This is a genomic window from Alphaproteobacteria bacterium (assembly GCA_040905865.1).
GTDB lineage: Bacteria > Pseudomonadota > Alphaproteobacteria > UBA8366.
The window spans coordinates 1-20,350 of sequence record JBBDQU010000002.1 but is presented as its reverse complement, the minus strand read 5'-3'; the positions used below and the strand labels follow the sequence as shown (position 1 = coordinate 20,350).

The window sequence follows — 20,350 nt, the reverse complement described above, 5'->3', positions numbered from 1 at the left end:
TGCTTCGCCGCTCTACTGCGACAACTGTCGCAAGGATCGTTTGAGAGTGTGGCAAGAATAGGGAACATGTTGTGAGCAATCAATTGGACAGCAAGGCAAACGAGACCAGCCATACGGAAGCCGATGTGGCCCAGCTGGCGCAAAATCTGGCGAAAGTCGCCGACCATATCCGGCAGATTGCGCAGATGTATATCGAAAAGCAGCAGCTAAGGGACGAAAGCGACATCGAATCGCCGCTGGGTCACGCGGATCCCCTGAATATCGGTGACGCCTTCAAGAGCATGGCGACCAGTATGCTGGCCAACCCGGCGCAGATGGTCGAGGCGCAGGCGTCGCTTTTGCGATCCTATGGCGATTTATGGCGCTATACGTCGCGGCGCATGCTGGGGGAAACGCCGGAACCGGTAATAAAACCCGCCCCGGACGACCGCCGATTCGCTGACCCGGCCTGGAATAACAGCGGCATTTTCGAGTTCATCAAGCAGTCCTATCTGCTGACGGCGAAGTGGCTGGTGGATACGGCGCATCAGGTGGAGGGACTGGACGACAAGGAAGCGAGGAAGGTCGATTTTTATACGCGGCAGTTCACCAACGCGATCGCGCCAACGAATTTTGTTCTGACCAACCCCGAAGTGCTGCGCGCCACGGTCGATTCGAACGGCGAAAACCTGGTCAGGGGTCTGGAGAACCTGCGCAAGGATATGGAACGGGGCGACGGCAACCTCCGAATCCGGATGGTCGATGACGAAGCCTTCGAAGTGGGCCGGAACATCGCGATGACGCCGGGTAAGGTTGTCTACCAGAACGACCTGATGCAGCTGATCCAGTATGCGCCGCAAACCGACCAGGTCTACCGCCGCCCGCTGCTGATCATGCCGCCGTGGATCAACAAGTATTACATCCTCGATCTGCGCGAGAAAAATTCCTTCATTCGCTGGGCCGTGGAACAGGGCCTGACGGTCTTCGTCATTTCCTGGGTCAATCCGGATGCCGGCCTCGCCGACAAATCCTTTGCCGATTACATGAAGGACGGGCCGCTGGCGGCGCTGGACGCGATCGAACGGGCCACCGGCGAGAAAGAAGTCAACGTCATCGGATATTGCCTCGGCGGGACGCTGCTGGCGGCGACCCTTGCCTACATGACGGCCAAAAATGACAAGCGTTTTACCGCCGCGACATTTTTTACCGCCATGATCGATTTCGCGGAACCGGGCGAGCTGGGTATTTTCATCGATGAGGAGCAGTTGAAGGCGCTGGAAACCCGTATGAAGGCGCGCGGCTATCTTGAGGGCAGCGAGATGGCGACAACCTTCAACATGATGCGCGCCAACGACCTGATCTGGTCCTTCGTCATCAACAATTACCTGCTGGGCAAGGACCCCTTCCCCTTCGACCTGCTGTACTGGAATTCCGATTCGACCCGCATGCCGGCCGCGATGCACAGTTTCTATCTGCGCAAGATGTATGTGGAGAACAAGCTGGTCCAGCCCGGCGGTATCGAACTGGACGGCGTGCCCATCGACCTGTCGACGGTGAATATCCCGAAATTCATCCTGTCGACCAGGGAAGACCATATCGCGCCGTGGAAATCCACCTATGCCGGGGTGCATGCATACAAGGGGCCGGTGAAATTCTGTCTCGCGGCCTCCGGCCATATCGCCGGCGTCGTCAACCCGGCGGACAGCGGCAAGTATTCGCACTGGACCAACAACCGGAAGCCGAAGAGCCCCGAGGCGTGGCTCGAAGGGGCGGAGGAGCATCCGGGGTCCTGGTGGCCCGAATGGGCCAAATGGATCGCCCGGCATGGCGGCGGCAAGGTCCCGGCGCGGGAACCCGGCGACGGCGATCTGAAAATCATCGAGGACGCGCCCGGTTCCTATGTGAAATTGCGCCTGAAATAACCGGCACTATTCGCCACGCGCCCGGTATTCACGGTTCAGGATGTAGATACCGCTGGCGACGACGACGAGTGTGCCGGTGACGGTCCAGGAATCCGGCAGGTCGCCCCAGACCAGATAGCCCAGAATCACCGACCAGATGATCGCGGTATAGCGCAGCGGCGCCGCCACCTTGGCTTCGGCAAAGCGGAAGGTCTCGATCATGAAATACTGGCCGAGGCAGACACAGCAGCCGGTCAGCGCCGCAAGCCCCCACTCCGCGGCGTTCGGCATGACCCAGCCGAAGGGCGCCATCGGCAGCGTGAAGACCACGGAAATGACGCTGGAGGAAAACATGATCGCCAGCGAGCCTTCATACGCCGTGAGTTTCCGCGTGATGATGTCGCGGATCGCGCCGGACAGAGCCACGCCCAGGGGAATCAGCGCCAGCAGGCGGAAGGTTTCCGGCGTCGGCCGCGTAATGATGACGATGCCAAGGAACCCGACAATGATGGCCGACCAGCGCCGCCAGCCAACCTGTTCGCCCAGAAACGGAATCGCCAGCGCCGTCAGGAACAGCGGCCCGGCAAAGCCGATCGCGATCGCGTCCGCCAGCGGTAACACACTGACGGCAAGGATGAACAGGATGCCGTTGATGAAATGCACGCTGCCCCACAGCAGGTGCCCGCGCTTGTTGCCCATGCGGATCAGCGCCAGACTGCGGTAGCGCACCGCGATTGCGAGGACGATCAGGCAGATCACGGCGGAGCGCATGCTCAGTAACTGCGTCGTCGGGATCGTGTCGCTCAGCCATTTCAGCAGCGCGTTGTTCAACCCCATGAACAGCGTGCTGAGCACCATCAGCATGATGCCCTTGAACTTGGCGTTTTCATGGGTAGTGGCGAATGCGGTCATGACAAGGCGCCCTGTTGCGGCCGGTCAGACTATCCCGCCGCTACGGCGCTGCCAGTAAAATTCGATGCTGCACCGCGTCACGCGGCGAAACGCCAGGCGGAGATAACACTCTACCCGGCCATCAGATCCGCCAGTTCGCCCATGTCGCAGACGATCAGGTCGGGCTGGTGCGGCGTCTGGCCATAGGGGCGTTTGCGCCGGTCGATGAAGGCGGTGCGCATGCCGAAGGATTTGGCGCCGGTACAGTCGAAAGTATGGTTGGCGACAAACAGGATCGACGACCGGTCCAGGGCCAGGATTTCCGACGCGACTTCATAGGTTCGGAAATGCGGCTTGAAATAGCCGGCCGCCTGCACGGAGATCGTCTCATCAAAGTCGAACCCGATATGGGGCCTGGCGTTTTCCAGCATGTCCGGGTCGCCATTGGACAGGATGGCCAGGCGGTAACGCCGTTTCAGCCGGCGCAGGGCGTCCGGCACCTCCGGGAAGGGTTCCAGCCGTTCAATCGCGGCGACCAGCATTTCAACTTCCGCCGAGCTATGCGCGATTCCGGCCCGGTCCAGCGCGAAATCCACCGAACGATGCCCGATCTCCCGATAAGTCGTATGCCCGCGGTCGCACAGCGAGTCGATCATCGAGTTTTCGAAATGGGTCCGCCGCCACCAGGTGACAAACCGGTGCGGGTCGGTGGACGCGCCCTTTTCGGCGAAATACGCCGTGACCACCTTTGTCAGTCCGCCCTGCATGTCGACGACCGTCCCATACTGGTCGAAGACCAGCGCCTTCACTTCGCGCTTCAGCACATCGATGTCGGTCATTTGCCCGGCTCCGGTTGTTGACATGCGGCCTGAAACAGGCCGCTACAGGATCTCGAAAACGTCATACAGCGCCTTGTCGGGCAACCGCCGACCGACGCCGACCGAAACGATCCGGTTCAGCCAGTCGTATTTCGGCGCCGACGTTTCGAAAAACGGCGCATTGCGCAGGTAGTATTCCGACGGATCGACCGTATCGCCATCGGCGATCCGCTGCATGACCTCCGGGGAGCCGTGCCGCACCCCGGTGTAATACATGTGGATCAGCGCATCGTCATCGGTGCGCAGCGCCAACCGGACATTCGGCGTCATCGCCCCGTCGGCGCGAACCAGTTTCTGATCCATACCGCCGGCCAGCACCGCGCCGCGCAGCCGCGGCCCTTCGAAACTGCCCGGCCCCAGCAGGTCGATATGGCGCGCGCCGAACGGCGTGTCGCCGAAGTCGATGAATTGAGCAACCCCGATGGTGATCGTAAACAGGTATTCGGACTTCAGTTCCGGCATGTTCCATTCTCCATGTTGAATGCCAGCATACCGAAAGGCGTCGTCCGGCCAAAACCCGCGAGCAAAGAAAAACCCCCGTCACGAAGATGGGGGTTTTTATGTTTCGGCCTGCGCCGATAGAGCTTGCCGCTGGGTCTGATCCCATGCCCGAACTGCCGGACAATCGTGGCGAGCGCATTGCGCCGCCGGGGCGGTGTCTGCCGCTGACGGTGTTTCATGATGACTTGCTCCTGCTTCATTATCGCCCCTATCTGGCGAATCCTGAAGCGGAATGCAAATTATTCGTCCGGTGTCAGGCCCTTGCGGAACCGGTCCTGGTTCGCGACATAGAATGCAACCGTTTCCGCGATCATCGCCTTATCGGCATCCGTCGTCTGCCGGATGACCCGGCCCGGCGTACCCATGACGACCGAATTATCGGGAATTTCCTTGCCATCGGGAATGAGGGCGCGGGCGCCGATAATGCAGTTGCGTCCGATCCTGACGCCGTTAAGGACAACCGCGCCGATGCCGACCAGCGAACCGTCGCCGACCGTGCAGCCATGCAGGATCGCCCCGTGACCGATCGTGACATTGCTGCCGACGATTGTCGGGTGGCCCGGATCCGTGTGCAGGATACAACCATCCTGCACATTGGAATTTTCCCCGACGGTAATCGCCTCGTTATCGCCGCGAATGACAGCGTTCCACCACACGCTGGCATTTTTCGCCAGGCGCACCTTGCCGATCACGGCGGCGCTGGGCGCGATGAAATAGTCCTCACCGCTGACCCGAACGCCATCCAGCGCGTATTTCACGAAACCGCGCGCTTAACCGAAGGTCGCGCCGGCCGCGAGACCGCTGCTGGCAACGAACTCCTTCGCCGTGATCTTCTTGTCGCCTTCCGGCCGCACGCGCTGCACCAGGATTGAACCGCCGTTGGCCGCCACGGTAATGCCGTCGTCGCTGACGGACAGGACCTCACCCGGCTTGCCGCCGCTTGCGGTTCCCATCCGGCTGTCGAATATCTGCAGTTCCTTGCCGCCATGGGTCGTCCAGGCGCCCGGCTGCGGATTGGTGCCGCGGATCAGGTTGTAAACCTCGGCGACCGGCTTGCTCCAGTCGATCTTCGCATCGTCCTTGCGGCACCAGCTTTCATAGGTCTGCTTCGATTCATCCTGCACCACCCGCGGCGCCTTGCCGGCCGCCACGAGATCGACACCCTCGAGCATCGCATCGACGCCCATCGGGAACAGCTTGTTGAAGTAGATGCTGCCCAGCGTGTCGTCCGGGCCGATCTCGACTTCCTTCTGCAGGACGATCGGGCCGGTATCGAGCCCGTTGTCGGGCCAGAAGATGCTGAGCCCGGTTTTCTTCGAACCCATGATGATCGGCCAGTTGATCGAACTCGGGCCCCGGTGCAGCGGCAGGAGAGACGGGTGGTACTGGATCGTCCCGTGGGTCGGAATGTTCAGGAACTCCTCCGGCACGAATTTGGTGACATAGGCCATGACGCCGATATCGGGCTTGAGCGCCTCGCATTCCGCCCAGACCGCCGGCTCCTTGAACGATGCCGGCTGGTAGACCGGCAGCTTGTGCTCCAGCGCCAGCGTCTTGATCGGATCCATCGGCCGGCCTTCCTTGTCCGGCGCACAATAGACGGCGACGACATTATCGCCGCGGTCCAGCAGCGCCTTCAGCACGGCTTCACCAAATGCCTGCTGGCCATGTACAACAATTCGCATTCTTGATCCCTTCCTGTTTATTTTTCGCGCCGGCGCCTAGACAGCGCCTGCTTCCCGCACCGCCGCGATTGCCCCGTCATCGAGACCCAGTTCGCGCAGCACTTCATCGGTGTGTTCGCCAAGCAGCGGCGACCGCCTTACTTCCGACGGCGATGCCGACAGCTTGATCGGGTTACCGACAGACAGATATGTCCCCCGCTCGGGATGGTCAACTTCGACAATCGTCCCAGTTTCGCGCAAGGAAGGCTCTTCCGCCAGTTCCTTCATGGAAAGGATCGGCCCGCAAGGCACGTTGAGCGGGTTCAGGATATCCATGACCTCGAACTTGTTCTTGGTCATGGTCCATTTCTCGATTTCCGCAAACATGGTTTCAAGGTGCTGCAGGCGGGCCTTCGGCGTGTTCCATTCGGGATCCTCCAGCCAGTCTTCATGGCCGATCTGCCTGGCCAGTCCGGCAAAGGCCGCCGCCTGGGCGATCACATAGATATAGGCATCGGGATCGGTTTCCCAGCCCTTGCACTTCACGATCCAGCCCGGCTGACCGCCGCCGGACGCATTGCCGGCGCGCGGCGTCGCCTCGCCGAACTCGCCGTGCGGATATTGCGGATATTCGGTCAGCGGCCCATGCGCCAGACGTTGCTGATCGCGCAGCTTGACCCGGCACAGGTTCAGCACGCCGTCCTGCATCGCGCATTCGACCCGCTGCCCCTCGCCCGAATGGGTGCGGTGGAACAGCGCCGTGACGATACCAAGCGCCAGATGCAGCCCGGTGCCGGAATCGCCGATCTGCGCGCCCGTGACCAGCGGTACGTCACCGATCATGCCCGTCGTCGAGGCAGAACCTCCCGTGCACTGGGCAACGTTTTCGTAGACCTTGCAGTCCTCGTACTTGCCAGGGCCGAATCCCTTGATCGAGGCGTAGATCATGCGCGGGTTCAGTTCGTGAATTCGCTCCCATGAAAAGCCCATGCGGTCCATGGCGCCCGGCGCGAAGTTCTCGACCAGCACATCGCAATGCCTGATCAGCTTCTCAAAAATTTCCTTGCCGGAATCGAGCTTCGTATTCAGCGTCATGCCGCGCTTGTTGTGGTTCAGCATGGTGAAATACAGGCTGTCGACATTGGGAATATCCTGCAACTGTCCCCGCGTCGCATCGCCCACGCCGGGGCGTTCCACCTTGATGACATCCGCCCCGAACCAGGCCAGAAGCTGGGTACAGGTCGGCCCCGACTGCACATGGGTCATATCGAGAATCTTGACCCCTTCAAGGGCTTTGCTCATTGCATCATTCCTGTTCTTGCGAGTTGAAATAAAATTGCGCGGCTATTTGCGGGCCACGACGCTTTGCGGGTTGAGATTGCCGATACGGCCGCTTTCGGTTCCCGCCGCAGGGTCGATGACGGCGTTCACAAGGGTCGGCCTGCCCGAATCCATCGCCGCGTTCACCGCCTGCCTCAGCTCGTCCGGCGAGGTTGCCGTGACGCCGACACCGCCGAAGCCCTGCATCATCAGGTCGTAGCGCGCATCCTTGACGAATACCGTTGTCGAAACGTCCTCGCCGCCGGACGGATTGACGCCGGTACCCTGATAAATGCCGCCATTATTGAACACGACGACACAGACCGGCAGGTTGTATCGGCAGATGGTTTCTATCTCCATACCGGAGAAGCCGAAGGCGCTGTCTCCCTCCACCGCCAGTACGGGCTTGCCCGTTTCCACCGCCGCCGCGATCGCCATGCCCATGCCGACCCCCATGACGCCCCAGGTGCCGACGTCGAGCCTTTTGCGGGGCTGGTACATGTCGATGATGCTTCTGGCGAAGTCGAGTGTATTCGCGCCTTCATTGACCAGGATCGCATCGGGGCGTTCCCTGATGATCGTCCGCAACGCGCCCAGGGCGCCCTGGTAATCCATCGGGACATTATTATTCTGCAGTCGCGGCGCCATGCGGGCGACGTTGGTTTCGACTTTTTCCCGGATCTCGCCCGTCCATTGCGCCGGCGGCGCCGACCAGCCCTTGCCCATGCCGTCCAGCAGGGCCTGAACGCAGGATCCGATATCGCCCACCAGCGGGGCGGCGATTTCGACATTGCTGTCCATTTCCTTCGGCTCGATATCCACCTGGATGAACTTCTTGGGCTTGTCGCCCCAGGTCCTGCCCTTGCCGTGCGACAGCAGCCAGTTGAGCCGTGCGCCGATCAGCATCACCACATCGCTTTCCTTCAGCACGAGCGACCGCGCGGCGCCGGCGGATTGCGGGTGCGTATCCGGCAGCAGGCCCTTGGCCATGCTCATCGGCAGATAGGGAATGCCGCTGGTTTCGACGAATTCGCGGATCGCATCATCGGCCTGGGCATAGGCCGCGCCCTTGCCGAGAATAATCAGCGGCCGTTGCGCGCCCTTGAGGACGTCGAGCGCGCGCCTGACCGATTCCGGCGCGGGAATCTGGCGCGGGGCCGCGTCGATCACCTTGACCAGCGATTTTTCGCCCGCGGCAACGTCCATGACCTGGCCAAGGAGCTTGGCGGGGAAATCGAGATAGACCCCGCCGGGACGGCCGGACACGGCGGCGCGGATGGCGCGGGCGATGCCGATGCCGATGTCTTCGACATTCAGGACCCGATAGGCCGCCTTGCAGAGCGGTTTGGCGATGGCCAACTGGTCCATTTCTTCGTAGTCGCCCTGCTGCAGGTCGACTATTTCGCGCTCCGACGAGCCGCTGATCAGGATCATCGGGAAACAGTTGGTCGTCGCGTGCGCCAGCGCCGTCAGCCCGTTGAGGAAACCCGGTGCGGAGACGGTCATGCAGACGCCGGGCTTCTTCGTCAGATATCCTGCGATTGCCGCCGCGTAGCCGGCGTTCTGTTCATGCCGGAATGAAAGGACCCGCATGCCCGCGCCCTGCATATAGCGCCCCAGATCCGTGATCGGAATTCCCGGCACGTTATAGATCGTGTTGATGTCATTGAGCTGGAGCGCGTCGATGACCAGGTTGAAGCCATCGGTCAATGTTGCCTTTTCGCCAGTTTCCTGCGCCATGTTTACCTCCCCTGCGTCCTGGGCCGGACGCGAAATTTTCACGCCTCAATCCAGATAGTGCACGTTCTTTTCGACATGCGCGGCCAGATCGAGCGTATGCTGCCGCGCCAGTTTCTCCGCGAGTTCGGTGTCGCGTTGTTCCAGGGCTTCGATGATATTCATATGGTCGATGATCGAACGGCTGGCCCGGTCGTTTTCGGCAATCGTCTTCGCCCGGATCGCCCGCATGTGAATGAACAGGCTGTTCGCCGTTTCGATCAATAAATCGCAATGGCTCAACTTCAGCAGCGCCTGGTGAAACCGGATATTGCGATCCGAATACTCGTCGATATTGGCCTGCACCTGCCCGCCATCCGGCGTCGAGAACAATGCCCGCAGCGACGCAATTTCCGCGTCGCTCGCATGTTGCGTAATCAGCCGGGCCGCCATGCTTTCCAGCGCGGCCCAGACAGTGATCATCTGCAGAATTTCGCGTTTCGGCTTGCGGACAACGAAAACGCCGCGTCGCGGCGCGATCCGCACCAGCCCTTCCTGCTCCAGCCGCGCGATCGCCTCGCGAATCGGAGTTCGGCTGACGCCCAGTTGCTCGGACAGTAACCGCTCGTCCAGCCGCGGTTCTTCGGGGTTGGCGTAGATGTCCATGGTCGTGATGGCCTGTTTCAGCGCGTCATAGGTCCTGTCCTTCAGGCTCTGGACATCCTCGATCGGCTGAAATATGGAAATGGCCTCTGGCATGACACCTGATTTGCGTGTGACGGCAAGTTTCGCGCTCCCGTGGTATACATTATGCCAACAGCCGCCCGGCAAGCAAGGGAACACTGACGGATTATCCGACCAGCGCCGGCAGGCGCGCCGCCACATTCTCTTCCGGTACAGGAAGCCGTCCACGACCCCGCCCTGGAGAATGGCAGGAAGCAGCGTATTCACAAACAGCACGAAGCCCTGCCAGCGTAACAAAATCAGGTTTCTCCCAAAGTCATTGGGTGCGATCCGAAATATCTTGTTCGATTCGGGGTTCCGGACATAGCCTGTGTGCCCGCATCTGCAGCAGGAAAGGCGAACCGATGGCTGACAAGGTCGTTCTCTGGCGCCCCATGTACGATCAGGTCGGGCATCGGCTGCTGACCGATGGCGGGGCCGAACTCGCCATCGTCGACAGCTCCGACGCCCAGGACCTGGTCAGGGAACTCAGGGATGCCAAAGCGCTCTGGGTCCGGACGCCGGAACGGGTCACCGCCGATATTCTGGACGCCGCCGACGACCTCGCCATCGTCTCCACATCCGGCTTCGGAACCGACAATATCGACATTCCCGCCGCCACGGCGCGCGGAATCCTTGTGGTGAATCATCAGGGTTTCGGCCGCACTCCGGTTTCCGAACACTCGATCATGCTGATGATGGCCGCGATGAAGCAGATACGCTGGGGCGACAGGGCCGCCCGCGACGGCAGCGCCTGGGATCAGCGCACGGGGCTGGAAATTTTCGAACTCGAGGGCAAGACGGTCGGCCTGGTCGGTCTCGGCTATATCGGATCGGAGCTCGCCCGCAAGCTGATCCACGGGTTCACTTGCCGGGTCCTGGCCTATGATCCCTATGTCGATCCCAGGCTCGCCCTGACCAGCGGGGTCACGCTCATGGACGACCTGCACGCGATGCTGAAGCAATGCCGGATACTCTGCCTCTGCGCGGAACTCACCGACGAGACCCGCTACATCATCGCGGCCGATGAACTGGCGCAACTGCCCGATGGCGCCATTGTCGTAAATGCGGCGCGTGGCCAGCTGCTGGACCTCGATGCCCTCGTCAAGGCCCTCGACAACGGACCGGTCGCCGCAGCCGGACTCGACGTCGTTTACCCGGAACCGCTCGCCGCCGGCCACCCGGTGCTGACGCATGACAAGATTGTTCTGACGCCGCATATCGCCGGCATGTCGGCCGAAGCGACAAACCGGCTGGCCCATTCCGCCGCCGACCAGATCCTGGCCGGCCTCAAGGGCCGAATGCCGAAATTCCCGCTGAACCCCGCGGCCTGGGAAGGACCGAATTCGCGTCGTCCGATACCGTAAGGACGGGAATACCCCTTCACGGTCAGCAGGCGTCAACCTGCGCCGAAAGGGCACGGCCGAGGATTTCAAAACTTTCCTTCCGGCGGCTGCCCTGACGCCAGGCGATGCCGATATCGCGGTGCGGGTTTTCGCCCTGCAATTCCCGCACGATCAGACCGGTCCCGTTGAGGATGCCTGCATCGAGCGCCAGTTTCGGCACAAGGGTTATGCCCAGGCCATTGGCAACCATCTGCACCAGTGTATGCAGCGACGTCGCCTCGAAGCCCCCCTGCCTGGGTCGCGCAAGCGAACAGACGCTCAGCGCGTGATCGCGAAGGCAGTGACCGTCCGCCAGCAGCAGCAGGGAATCCGCTGGCAGTGCGTCGGGCGGAATCCTGTTCTGGCGCGCCAGCGGATGATCCGCCGGACAGACAACCGAAAAGCGATCCTCAAATAATGTCGTCGTTTCGATATTTTCCGCCGCATACGGCAGGGCCAGCAACACCAGGTCCAGCGCGCCCTGGTCCAGTTGCTCGAGCAGCACCGCCGTCAGACCCTCCTGCAGGTAGAGCTGCAGCTTCGGAAAAGCCTCGCGCAACGCCGGCAGAACGCGCGGCAGCAGGAACGGGCTGATGGTCGGAATGACGCCCAGCCGCAGCACACCGGTCAGCGGCGCCTGCGCCGTTTCGGCAATCTGCATGATATCCTCGACGCCGCCGAGGACCGGCCGAGACCGTTCCACCACTTCATCGCCCAGAGGGGTGAAAACGACGCGGCGCTTCGTCCGTTCCACCAGCACCGCCCCAAGCAGCGTTTCCAGTTCGGCGATGGCGGCGCTCAATGTCGGCTGCGTCACGGCGCAGGCATCGGCGGCCCGGCCGAAATGACCGTGTTCCTTCAGGGCCGTCAGATAGCGAAGCTGTTTCAGCGTCGGCGCATAAGTAATTGCCATAATCTATTATTATTATAAATAATATTGATTTCAATTATTAAATGGTTTTCGCTATTCATGCTTCATCAGGTTTCAACGAACCGCGTAATGGAGCAAACCAAATGCATGATACACCGACCCGTGTTCCGGAAGTCACTTTCAAGACCCGTGTCCGCGACGAATCCATATCCGGACCGAACCCCTATCGCTGGCAGGACCGGTCATCCGCAGATATTTTCAATGGTCGCCGCGTCGTGGTTTTCGCGTTGCCCGGCGCCTTCACCCCGACATGCAGTTCGACCCATCTCCCCGGCTATGAAGCGAAATGCGATGCGCTGAAAGCCGTCGGGATCGACGAGGTGATCTGCCTTTCCGTGAACGACGCTTTCGTGATGTTTCAGTGGGGCAAGGCCCAGGGAATCAAAAATGTCACGATGCTGCCCGATGGCTCCGGCGCCTTCACCCGGAAAATGGGCATGCTGGTCGACAAGGACAATCTTGGCTTCGGTTTCCGCAGCTGGCGGTATTCGATGCTGGTCGATGACGGCAGGATCGAGAAAATATTTGCGGAGCCCGGCTACTGCGACAACGCGGAAGACGACCCATTCGAAGTCTCGGATGTCGATACCATGCTTGCCTACCTGTCGAAAACCGCAGCCACAAAAGCGGCCTGACCGCCGGACACGCCGAAGTCCGCCCTTCCGCCCGTTCCGTTCGAACATTGCTGAAGGGCGGTCGGCAACCGAGAATACGGCGCGCTTAACCGAAATTCGGCGACAGGAAGTCCATGACGGTCATGACCGGAAGGCTCATTCAACCCGTCATCATGGCCGGGATATTACTCGCGTTCGCATGTCCGGCTCCGCCTGCAAGCGGCGCGGAGATCCGGATTACGCCGGTGCAGATGAACGCGGAAAACCGCGACGAGAAAACAATCGGCAACCTGACATGGCGCGGCGGCTTCGCCATGACGATGGAAAATCCCCTCTTCGGCGGACTGTCGGGCCTGGAGGTCAGTCCGGACGGCCGCCGGTTACTGGCGGTTACGGACAACGGTTACTGGCTGCGCGCGGAACTCACCTATCGCGATGGGGATCTCGCAGGCATCCGCAACGCGGAACTTGCCCCCCTTCTCGGGCAGGACGGAAGGCCGCTCGGCAGCAAACCCTGGTCGGATGCGGAGTCGCTCGCGCCATTGTCGCCCGACAGTTTCGTCGTGGCGTTCGAGCGCCATCACCGGCTGTGGCGCTATGACGGCGCCCCGGACCCGAGCCGGGCGCGGCCTGTGGCCATCCCCGTGCCACCGGCGTTCTCAAAACTGCCGGCTAATGGCGGGATAGAGGCATTAACCCGGCTTTGCAACGGTAACTTGCTGGCCATCGCCGAACGCAACCGCACTGCGCGGGGCCATGTCGACGCCTGGCTCCAGTCCGGTTCGGGCTGGGATCACCTCACCTACCTTGTTTCGAACGGGCTTCGTCCCACCGCCGCCACGACATTGCCTGATTGCGATATCCTGATTGTCGAACGCAGTTTCAGCTTCATCGCCGGGCTGGGCATCCGGATCGTGCGCATTCCGTCCAACGCGATCCGCCCCGACGCCGTCCTGGTACCCCGCGAAATTGCCCGGATGACACATTCCGTGATTATCGACAATTTCGAGGGAATATCGTCACGGCGAAATGAAATTGGCGAAACGCTCGTCTATATCGTTTCCGACGACAATTTCTCGCCCCTGCAACGGTCGCTGCTCGTCATGTACCGGCTCGACGACACGGAACGCTGACAGCTTTTGGACGGGACGCCCCGCTCCGAATTTTCGATAAAACAGCTTAAGTCTAGCCTTCCTGCGGCGCGCAGAAGATTCCTCGTGTCCGCAGCTTTTCGCAAAGCGCCTCAGCGTCGGCCGAATCGACCGGCCCTGCATAAAGCCGGTAGTAGATCCCCCGGCTGTCGATTTCAATGCGCCGTATATCCGCTTGCAGCCCTTCCAGCAGATCGCCATTGCGATGGACCAACTGTGCCCAGCCCTGCCGGGCATTCGCCAGATTACGATAGGATGCAAGATGCACCCCCTGCGCCGCTGGAACGGGGGACCCGGTCGGCCGTTTTGTCTCTGGAATCGCTGGCGCCGTCGGGACCGGCGTCACGTCGGCAACGGGCGGCACGACGAGGGCTGGCGGCGGGACAGCCTCCACCGGAGGAGGCGCGCTCGCCAATGGCGCCGCAACGGACGCCGGCGCCTGCGGGGCTACGGGCGTCGGTATCTGCAATGACGGCGCAACGGGCTTTTCCGAAGCCGCCTTCGCAACGGGTACCGGTACCTGCGGCGGCGGCGGTAGCGTCACAGTCGCTGACGACGCCTCCGGCCGCGCCACGGCAACGGGCGGAGGCGGCACGGTCGGCGGCGGCGGCACGGGAACCGGCACAGCAACGGTGCGCGGCCCGCTACTTTCCGATTTTCGCGATCGATCCGCACGCGGTTTCGGCGACGCGGCGGCGTCTGGCGCTTTCCCATCGCGCCCGGCGGTCGCCGGCTTCATATCCGCTCGGGGCACGATCGCGGGAACGACCGGTGCAACAGGTGCCGCTGCGGGGCGCGTCGGCGATGCCGGCGGCGTCGCATTGCCGCCGAATTCCGGCGCCCGCAACGTAACGGAATCGACCGCTGCGCTTAGTGAAGATAACGCACCGTCTTTCGCAGGGGCTGCGTTGACCGGCGCCGCGGCCCGGACAGGCGGAGTCACTGGATTCGGTTCCGGCGCCGGCGGGACGGCCTGGTTCCGATGCGGTGTTCCGGCTCCGGGCGGGACGGCGGCAACAGGCTCAGGCGGCGTCTTTGCGACGTCGGCAAGGGTCGTCCCGTCGCTGCGTTCAAATGACAGCATGTTCCGGGTACGGCCTGGACTGCCTTCCGCGCCGGCAAGACGCTGCACGACGTAATGGCCGATTTTCGGCGCATAGTAGAACACGATTTCGTCCGGCCTTTCGCGGCCACAGGCCACGACAAAGGTGTCGAACAGATTGTCCAGGACCCTTACATCCTCCTGCCCCGTCACTTTACACGACCAATGATGCTCCCAGCCGAACGGCGGCTTGCTGGTTGTAACCGTAGAGCGGAACGACAGCGTCGCACCGACCTTCATCGGGAAAAGCGAACCGACCTCATCGCGGATAAATCGCCGCCCGGTTCCCGCCGTCCGGCTGCGCCACTCCAGCGCCGGCAACAGCATGTTGAACCTGGTCACCTGTTCGTCGCCGGTATCGCTGCGCCAGTACACGCGCTCTCCTTCGACCGACACGACCTCCCAGCGGACAAGCGGATTGTCAAACGCAAACCGGTCGCCGACGCGAAATTTTTCGGGCTCCGCACCCGCGGCGGCGGAATCGGACGCCACAGCTAGCGCAGGATCGCGGCTGCTCAGAAAATCCAGACCCGGCAGGTTCATGCAACCTGCCGGCAGCAGGGCCAGAAAAATCAATGCGAGGCGAAAACGCACCTTCCGGGTGGCCTTTCCAATTATACCGCGCTCAACTGTACGGCATCTGTACTTTAGCCAGAGATCAGAGATCAATATACCGCAGCGCCAGACCGAAAACAAACCGCTCCGGCCGACGACAAGCCTGCCTGCCCTAATCTAATTCGAGTTTGGCAGGGGTCAACATGCCGGTTCGGCGCGCCAACAGGTAACTTGCAATCCGGGAGTCGAAGTCCGCCGTGATCAGCTTGATCCGGGCGGCCGATACTTCGCGTTCGGCATCCAGGACGTTGAGCGCGGTTTCCTTGCCGGATTCCCGCAGGCGCTTTCGGGCATTGAACACTTCGATTGCCAGGTTGACGGCATTCTGCAACAGGTCCACCCGCTGCCGCTCCGTTGCCAGCTTGTCCCAGGCGATGCGGATGTCTTCTTCCACACGGCGGGTCGCAAAATTATACGTATCCTTGCGCGACGCCAGAGTCCGGGCAGCGCTTTCGACGCGCGACCGTGTCCTGAAACCGGAGAAGAATTCCCACCGCGCGCGCACCAGCAGCGATTGCTCGCGCTCAATGCCGACGGTTGTCGAAACATTGTCCTCATAGTCGAGGGTGCCGACGAGATCGACCGTCGGATAATAATCCGCCTTGGCGATCCGCTTCTGCTCGCGGGCGATATCCGCCTGATACTGTACCTGCCGCAATGCCGGATGGTACTGGCGCGCCTGGGCAATCGCGGCTTCCAAGCTCTCGGGAACGATGGACGGCGCCGGAATGACGTTTTCCAGCGTCGCGATATCAGGCAAGTGGCCGAACAACTGCTTGTATCGCGCCAGCGCCTCCTGCAAGCGTCCTTCGAAGGCCACCCGCTGTTCCTTCGCCACCTGAAGGCGCGACTTCGCCTGCAGAACATCGACCGCAATGCCCGAACCGCGCTGAACCCGTTCGTCCTCCAGCCGCAACTGGCTTTGGATCGTTCTCTCCGTCGTCTGCGCGACCCTGATCAGCCGGACATTGCGCAGCACTTCCAGATACTGGTTCACGCCCTGGAACAGCAGTTCCTGCCTGGTGTTTTCCAGACCCATATTCTGTTCGAGAACGGTGATATTTGCCGCGGTCACGGCGGCATCGTCCCGGAACCCGTTAAACAGGTTCAGCGTGGACGTCAGCGTTAATTTGTCTCGCCGCCCCGTAAAGGGGTCCGTTGCGCCGGAAGCCCTGCGGTCGGGCGAATCCGTCCGTTCGGGCCCGGTATCGCCGGACAGTTCAAAACGAGGATAATACGCCGCACGCGCGTCACCGACATTGGCTTTCGCCGCAGCAGCATCGTTGCGCGCGCGCCTTATATCCGGGTGCTCGGCCAGAAGAACCGATAATTCCTCATTAAGCGGTTCCGCGGATACCGAGTCAGCCCCGCCGGCAATCGAAAATGCAATCCCGGCAAATACGGCCAGCAAAAATTTACCCAACTAGCGGACCCCCGATACCCAGTCGGCCATCAGACAGTTTTGAAACGCATCTGAAATTAACGTTATTCCAGAGTATTAGTAATACGTTACAACGAGGTCAAACAGCAAATTGTCAACGAGCAGGAAATGATATCCGAGCCTTGTTGCAATCCTGTAACACCTTTATCGTTCCCGGAAGGCTTCATTGCGCAGTTTCAGGACCGGTTTAATGAAGTAATTCAATACCGAACGGGTCCCGGTATGAATATCGACCGTCGCCTGCATGCCTGGCGTAATGGGGAGCAATCCCTGTTCCTGACCGAGATACGTTTTTTCGGTGCGGACGACAACCTGGTAATACGGCGCGCCGTCCGGGTCGAGATTTGTGCTGGCGCCGATTCGGTCGACGACGCCATCAAGACTGCCATACCGCACGAAATCATAGGTCGAAATCTTGACTACCGCGCGCTGGCCTTCCTGCACATAGCCGCGATCGACGGGGTTCAGTTGGGCCTCGATCACGAGACGGTCGCTCAGGGGCACGATTTCCATGATCGGCTCGCCCGGGCGGACGACGCCACCGATTGTGTGATAGCGCATGTTCTTCACGATTCCGTCGATCGGGCTGCGGATAACGGTCCGCAGGAACTGGTCCGACGCCTCGTTCAGCAGCGCATCGACGCGTGCAATCTGAAGCTCCACGCCGGCCAGGCTTTCCACGGAAACGCGAACAGCCTTTTCCTTTTCCTCGTTATAACGCGCCTTGGCCTCGGACAGCGATGACATCGCGCGGGGAATAGACTGTTTCAGGACCTCCGCCTCGCCGGCCAGTTTTTCGACCTCAGCCTCCACCTGCAGATGTTCCATCCGCGGCGTCAGGCCGTCCGCCAGCAGGCTTTGCGACATGCGCAGCCGTTCCCGCGAAAAGGCCAGATCATTGTTGACAGATTGGCGCTGCGCCTCCAGTTGCCGGATTTCGAGATCCCGCTGCGTGATCTGCTTTTCCAGAACGGAAAGCGTTGATCCGATTTCACGCTGCCACGCGGCGTAGGAGCGGTTTTCCGCGCGGACCAGTTCCGGGCGGCGCGTCGCTTCCTCTTCCGGAAAGGTGATATCCTCCCCCGCAATCTGCGCCTCGAGCCGTGCCTTGCGCAGCACAAGGCCGTCGCGCTGGACGACGAGTTCGTTACGGTTGGTGCCCGCGCCAGCGAGATCCAGTTGCACCAGCACCTGCCCCGTATGGACGCGTGTGCCATCCTCAACTTCGAGTCGTTCGACAATCCCGCCCTCGAAATGCTGGATGATCTTCATCTGGCCCTGCGGGACGACTTCGCCCATCGCGACCGATACCTCGTCAAGATGCGCGAAAGCCGACCAGACCAGCAGGCTGGCGAGAAGCGCGCAGACCAGCAATGCGGTGATACGCAGCGACGGCGCGCGGCGGCTCGCCACCAGAGAATCCAGGCGGCTCATGCCGGCTTCCTTTTCTGGGCCGCCGGATCGCCGGCCAGGGGTTTGGGCCCCGGCTGCAGCTTGGCCAGCACCTGCCCCGCGGGACCGGCCATCGTCACCCGGCCCTTGTCGAGCACCAGGATCGAATTGCATGCAGCCAGTAATACCGGGCTGTGCGTCACGACCAGTACCGTCGCCGATCTCGCATACTCCCGCAACGTCTCGGCAAGTCCCTGTTCCGCGTCCCGGTCGAGATTGCTGGAGGGTTCGTCGAGGATCAGGACCGGGGGCTGGTTCATGAAGGCGCGCGCAATCGCGATGCGTTGCTGCTGCCCCGCGGAGAGGCCACGTCCGCCCTCGGCAAGGCTGGTCGCGTACCCGTCGGGCAGGTCGACGATATAGCTGTGCGCCTGGGCGCGTTCCGCCGCGGCGACGATGGCGGCGTCATCCGCATCGGCGTGCGCGATGGCGATATTTTCGCGCACCGTGCCGGCAAACAGGGTGCATTCCTGCGGCAGGTAGCCGATAAACCCGGCCAGTTGCCGCTGCGTGAACTGGGCGATATCCGCGTCGTCCAGCAGCACCCGGCCCGATGACGGCGCATAGATGCCGCGGATCAGCTTCAGCAGTGTGCTCTTGCCGCATCCGTTGGCCCCGATAATCCCGTGCAGCCCGCCCGGACCGATTTTACCGTCGATACCATCGATTGCCGGACGGGCATTCTCCGTGTAACCGAAATTCAGCTTTTCCAAGGTGATGGCGCCGTTCGGGCGCTCCATCTCGATCCCCTGCTCCTGCCGGTCCGACGGCATCGCAAAGACTTCGCTCAGCCGTTGCGAGGACTCACGGAACTGCATCAGCATCCGCCACTGGGATACCAGTTGGCTCAATGGCCCGACCAGCCGTGCGCTCAGCATATTCGCCGCGATCAGCGAACCGATCGTCATCTGCTGTTCCAGGATTGCCAGCGCGCCAACCGTGGTGACGACGACTGTCGTGCTCATGGTCATGATATAGCCGAGGTTGTGATAACCGTCGCCCGCCTCGCCGCGCTGCAGCGAAGATTCGATGGCATGAGCGTGCCGCTCTTCCCAGCGCGGCCTGACAGCCTCCTCCAGGGCCAGCGATTTGACAGTGCCGCGGCCGGCGATGAGTTCGTTCAGCAACCCTTCGCGACTCAGTCCCGCGTTGCGTTCCGCCAGGGACGACTGCCGCATCACCTGACCCGACCGCCAGGCCAGCAGCATGAACAAGGGAATAAAGACGAGCAGGACCCACGCGACGGGCGGTGCGATCACCAGAATGACGATGAAAAACAATACCGCGAAAGGCAGGTCGAGCATGAGTGTCGCCGACGGTCCCGACACCATGTTGCGCACCGCATCGACATCGCGAAAGACGGACTGCCAGAAAGTGGCCGGACGCGATTCCAGCACCCGCAACGGCAGCGACAACACCTTGCTGTACAGGGCCCGGCCTACTGCCGCGTCGAGGCGCAGCGCCACGCCCTGGAAAATCCGGCTGCGGGCCTGGCGCAAAACGAAATCGAATCCGACGATCAGGCCCATGCCGATTACCAGCCCCTGGAGAGTCGTCATGCCGCCCTGAAAAACAACCCTGTCATAGACCTGCAGGACGAAGACCGGGATGGACAGGACCAGCAGGTTCACGAAACTCGAGATAAGCACAAGGTCGCGAAGTGCGGCGCGGGATTCATGCAGCGCGGACCTTAACCAATGCCGGTCTTCGTTTTCAGCCAAATTACGTCTCCACAACCCTGAAACAATTCCGTCAGGAGGTAACTACGGTAAAGAGGATCATAATAAAAATTAAATTTGTTTCCGTTTTGCACCAATCGGGGGATGCAATTAGCGTACTTTTAATATCTATTCCATCATCCACAAACAGGTCCAAACCGTTTTCTGAATCAGGTTCTCATGAATTGCCGGGAGAATAGCGCATGGCGCTGATAACGCCAGCGGCAGAATCTGCAGTGATCGAACCGGAAAGCAGCGCGGGTATTACCCCTCTTACTGTTGCGGCGACCGTAGTCAAGACTTCCGCCGATGCGCCCAGGGCAACGAATCCAGGTTAACGATCCATGGTTCCGAGGATTGATGCCAGG

General features: G+C 61.3%; 18 protein-coding genes. 5 read left to right on the top strand and 13 right to left on the bottom strand.

Translation table 11 applies throughout. The features are described 5' to 3' along the window. Positions 1–185: 185 nt before the first annotated feature. Positions 186–1,901, top strand: a complete 1,716-nt coding sequence (gene phaC / locus WD767_00380; protein ID MEX2614532.1) for a class I poly(R)-hydroxyalkanoic acid synthase — start codon at positions 186–188, stop codon at positions 1,899–1,901. 6 nt (positions 1,902–1,907) lie between these two features. Here the strand turns inward: phaC and WD767_00375 are convergent, their stop codons facing one another. The 8 genes from WD767_00375 to WD767_00340 all read right to left on the bottom strand — a co-directional run bounded on the left by WD767_00375 (position 1,908) and on the right by WD767_00340 (position 9,609). Then, on the bottom strand, positions 1,908–2,792 hold the full coding sequence (locus WD767_00375) for a DMT family transporter (GenBank protein ID MEX2614531.1): 885 nt from the start codon (positions 2,790–2,792) through the stop codon (positions 1,908–1,910). Positions 2,793–2,902: 110 nt separating this feature from the next. Next, positions 2,903–3,610 carry a haloacid dehalogenase type II gene (locus WD767_00370; protein MEX2614530.1) on the bottom strand — a complete coding sequence of 236 codons (708 nt, stop codon included), beginning with the start codon at positions 3,608–3,610 and terminating at the stop codon, positions 2,903–2,905. Between the two features lie 42 nt (positions 3,611–3,652). After that, on the bottom strand, positions 3,653–4,111 hold the full coding sequence (locus WD767_00365) for a DUF3237 domain-containing protein (protein MEX2614529.1): 459 nt from the start codon (positions 4,109–4,111) through the stop codon (positions 3,653–3,655). Positions 4,112–4,389: 278 nt separating this feature from the next. Next, positions 4,390–4,908, bottom strand: coding sequence for a gamma carbonic anhydrase family protein (locus WD767_00360; GenBank protein ID MEX2614528.1), 519 nt, complete (start codon positions 4,906–4,908; stop codon positions 4,390–4,392). Positions 4,909–4,920: 12 nt separating this feature from the next. Continuing rightward, positions 4,921–5,835, bottom strand: coding sequence for a methionyl-tRNA formyltransferase (locus tag WD767_00355; GenBank protein MEX2614527.1), 915 nt, complete (start codon positions 5,833–5,835; stop codon positions 4,921–4,923). A gap of 36 nt (positions 5,836–5,871) precedes the next feature. Then, positions 5,872–7,116 carry a formyl-CoA transferase gene (gene frc / locus WD767_00350; protein MEX2614526.1) on the bottom strand — a complete coding sequence of 415 codons (1,245 nt, stop codon included), beginning with the start codon at positions 7,114–7,116 and terminating at the stop codon, positions 5,872–5,874. A 42-nt stretch (positions 7,117–7,158) separates the two neighbouring features. Continuing rightward, complete coding sequence (gene oxc / locus WD767_00345; protein MEX2614525.1) at positions 7,159–8,874, bottom strand: oxalyl-CoA decarboxylase; 1,716 nt, start codon at positions 8,872–8,874, stop codon at positions 7,159–7,161. A gap of 45 nt (positions 8,875–8,919) precedes the next feature. Continuing rightward, complete coding sequence (locus WD767_00340) at positions 8,920–9,609, bottom strand: GntR family transcriptional regulator (protein MEX2614524.1); 690 nt, start codon at positions 9,607–9,609, stop codon at positions 8,920–8,922. 329 nt (positions 9,610–9,938) lie between these two features. On the opposite strand from WD767_00340, the gene WD767_00335 reads away from it, so the two are divergent. Then, on the top strand, positions 9,939–10,940 hold the full coding sequence (locus WD767_00335) for an NAD(P)-dependent oxidoreductase (protein ID MEX2614523.1): 1,002 nt from the start codon (positions 9,939–9,941) through the stop codon (positions 10,938–10,940). Between the two features lie 22 nt (positions 10,941–10,962). Here the strand turns inward: WD767_00335 and WD767_00330 are convergent, their stop codons facing one another. Continuing rightward, a complete protein-coding gene (locus tag WD767_00330; protein MEX2614522.1) occupies positions 10,963–11,871 on the bottom strand; it encodes a hydrogen peroxide-inducible genes activator in 909 nt (302 codons plus the stop codon). 101 nt (positions 11,872–11,972) lie between these two features. Here WD767_00330 and WD767_00325 point away from each other — a divergent pair, with 101 nt between their 5' ends. Then, positions 11,973–12,524 (top strand): peroxiredoxin, encoded by a 552-nt coding sequence (locus WD767_00325; protein MEX2614521.1) that lies wholly within the window; start codon positions 11,973–11,975, stop codon positions 12,522–12,524. Positions 12,525–12,646: 122 nt separating this feature from the next. Continuing rightward, entirely contained in the window at positions 12,647–13,636 is a 990-nt protein-coding gene (locus WD767_00320; protein ID MEX2614520.1) for an esterase-like activity of phytase family protein, read from the top strand. A gap of 52 nt (positions 13,637–13,688) precedes the next feature. Here WD767_00320 and WD767_00315 read toward each other — a convergent pair whose 3' ends face one another. The 4 genes from WD767_00315 to WD767_00300 form a co-directional block, all read right to left on the bottom strand. Further along, positions 13,689–15,299 (bottom strand): SPOR domain-containing protein, encoded by a 1,611-nt coding sequence (locus tag WD767_00315; GenBank protein MEX2614519.1) that lies wholly within the window; start codon positions 15,297–15,299, stop codon positions 13,689–13,691. 184 nt (positions 15,300–15,483) lie between these two features. Beyond that, positions 15,484–16,794, bottom strand: coding sequence for a TolC family outer membrane protein (locus WD767_00310; GenBank protein ID MEX2614518.1), 1,311 nt, complete (start codon positions 16,792–16,794; stop codon positions 15,484–15,486). A 162-nt stretch (positions 16,795–16,956) separates the two neighbouring features. Continuing rightward, positions 16,957–18,246 carry an HlyD family type I secretion periplasmic adaptor subunit gene (locus WD767_00305; GenBank protein ID MEX2614517.1) on the bottom strand — a complete coding sequence of 430 codons (1,290 nt, stop codon included), beginning with the start codon at positions 18,244–18,246 and terminating at the stop codon, positions 16,957–16,959. After that, positions 18,243–19,985 (bottom strand): ATP-binding cassette domain-containing protein, encoded by a 1,743-nt coding sequence (locus WD767_00300; protein MEX2614516.1) that lies wholly within the window; start codon positions 19,983–19,985, stop codon positions 18,243–18,245. Before WD767_00300 ends, WD767_00305 begins: the two co-directional genes overlap by 4 nt. Before the next feature lie 200 nt (positions 19,986–20,185). On the opposite strand from WD767_00300, the gene WD767_00295 reads away from it, so the two are divergent. After that, positions 20,186–20,320, top strand: a complete 135-nt coding sequence (locus WD767_00295) for a hypothetical protein (protein ID MEX2614515.1) — start codon at positions 20,186–20,188, stop codon at positions 20,318–20,320. The last annotated feature ends 30 nt before the right edge of the window (positions 20,321–20,350 follow it).

Excerpts from the sequence above, each read along its gene's own strand:
- WD767_00305 (MEX2614517.1), bottom strand. The coding sequence starts at position 18,246 with ATGAGCCGCCTGGATTCTCTGGTGGCGAGCCGCCGCGCGCCGTCGCTG.
- WD767_00365 (MEX2614529.1), bottom strand. The coding sequence starts at position 4,111 with ATGCCGGAACTGAAGTCCGAATACCTGTTTACGATCACCATCGGGGTT.
- WD767_00340 (MEX2614524.1), bottom strand. The coding sequence starts at position 9,609 with ATGCCAGAGGCCATTTCCATATTTCAGCCGATCGAGGATGTCCAGAGC.
- WD767_00295 (MEX2614515.1), top strand. The coding sequence starts at position 20,186 with ATGGCGCTGATAACGCCAGCGGCAGAATCTGCAGTGATCGAACCGGAA.
- WD767_00335 (MEX2614523.1), top strand. The coding sequence starts at position 9,939 with ATGGCTGACAAGGTCGTTCTCTGGCGCCCCATGTACGATCAGGTCGGG.
- WD767_00325 (MEX2614521.1), top strand. The coding sequence starts at position 11,973 with ATGCATGATACACCGACCCGTGTTCCGGAAGTCACTTTCAAGACCCGT.
- WD767_00375 (MEX2614531.1), bottom strand. The coding sequence starts at position 2,792 with ATGACCGCATTCGCCACTACCCATGAAAACGCCAAGTTCAAGGGCATC.
- WD767_00370 (MEX2614530.1), bottom strand. The coding sequence starts at position 3,610 with ATGACCGACATCGATGTGCTGAAGCGCGAAGTGAAGGCGCTGGTCTTC.
- WD767_00315 (MEX2614519.1), bottom strand. The coding sequence starts at position 15,299 with ATGAACCTGCCGGGTCTGGATTTTCTGAGCAGCCGCGATCCTGCGCTA.
- oxc (MEX2614525.1), bottom strand. The coding sequence starts at position 8,874 with ATGGCGCAGGAAACTGGCGAAAAGGCAACATTGACCGATGGCTTCAAC.
- WD767_00320 (MEX2614520.1), top strand. The coding sequence starts at position 12,647 with ATGACCGGAAGGCTCATTCAACCCGTCATCATGGCCGGGATATTACTC.
- WD767_00330 (MEX2614522.1), bottom strand. The coding sequence starts at position 11,871 with ATGGCAATTACTTATGCGCCGACGCTGAAACAGCTTCGCTATCTGACG.
- WD767_00355 (MEX2614527.1), bottom strand. The coding sequence starts at position 5,835 with ATGCGAATTGTTGTACATGGCCAGCAGGCATTTGGTGAAGCCGTGCTG.
- frc (MEX2614526.1), bottom strand. The coding sequence starts at position 7,116 with ATGAGCAAAGCCCTTGAAGGGGTCAAGATTCTCGATATGACCCATGTG.
- phaC (MEX2614532.1), top strand. The coding sequence starts at position 186 with ATGTATATCGAAAAGCAGCAGCTAAGGGACGAAAGCGACATCGAATCG.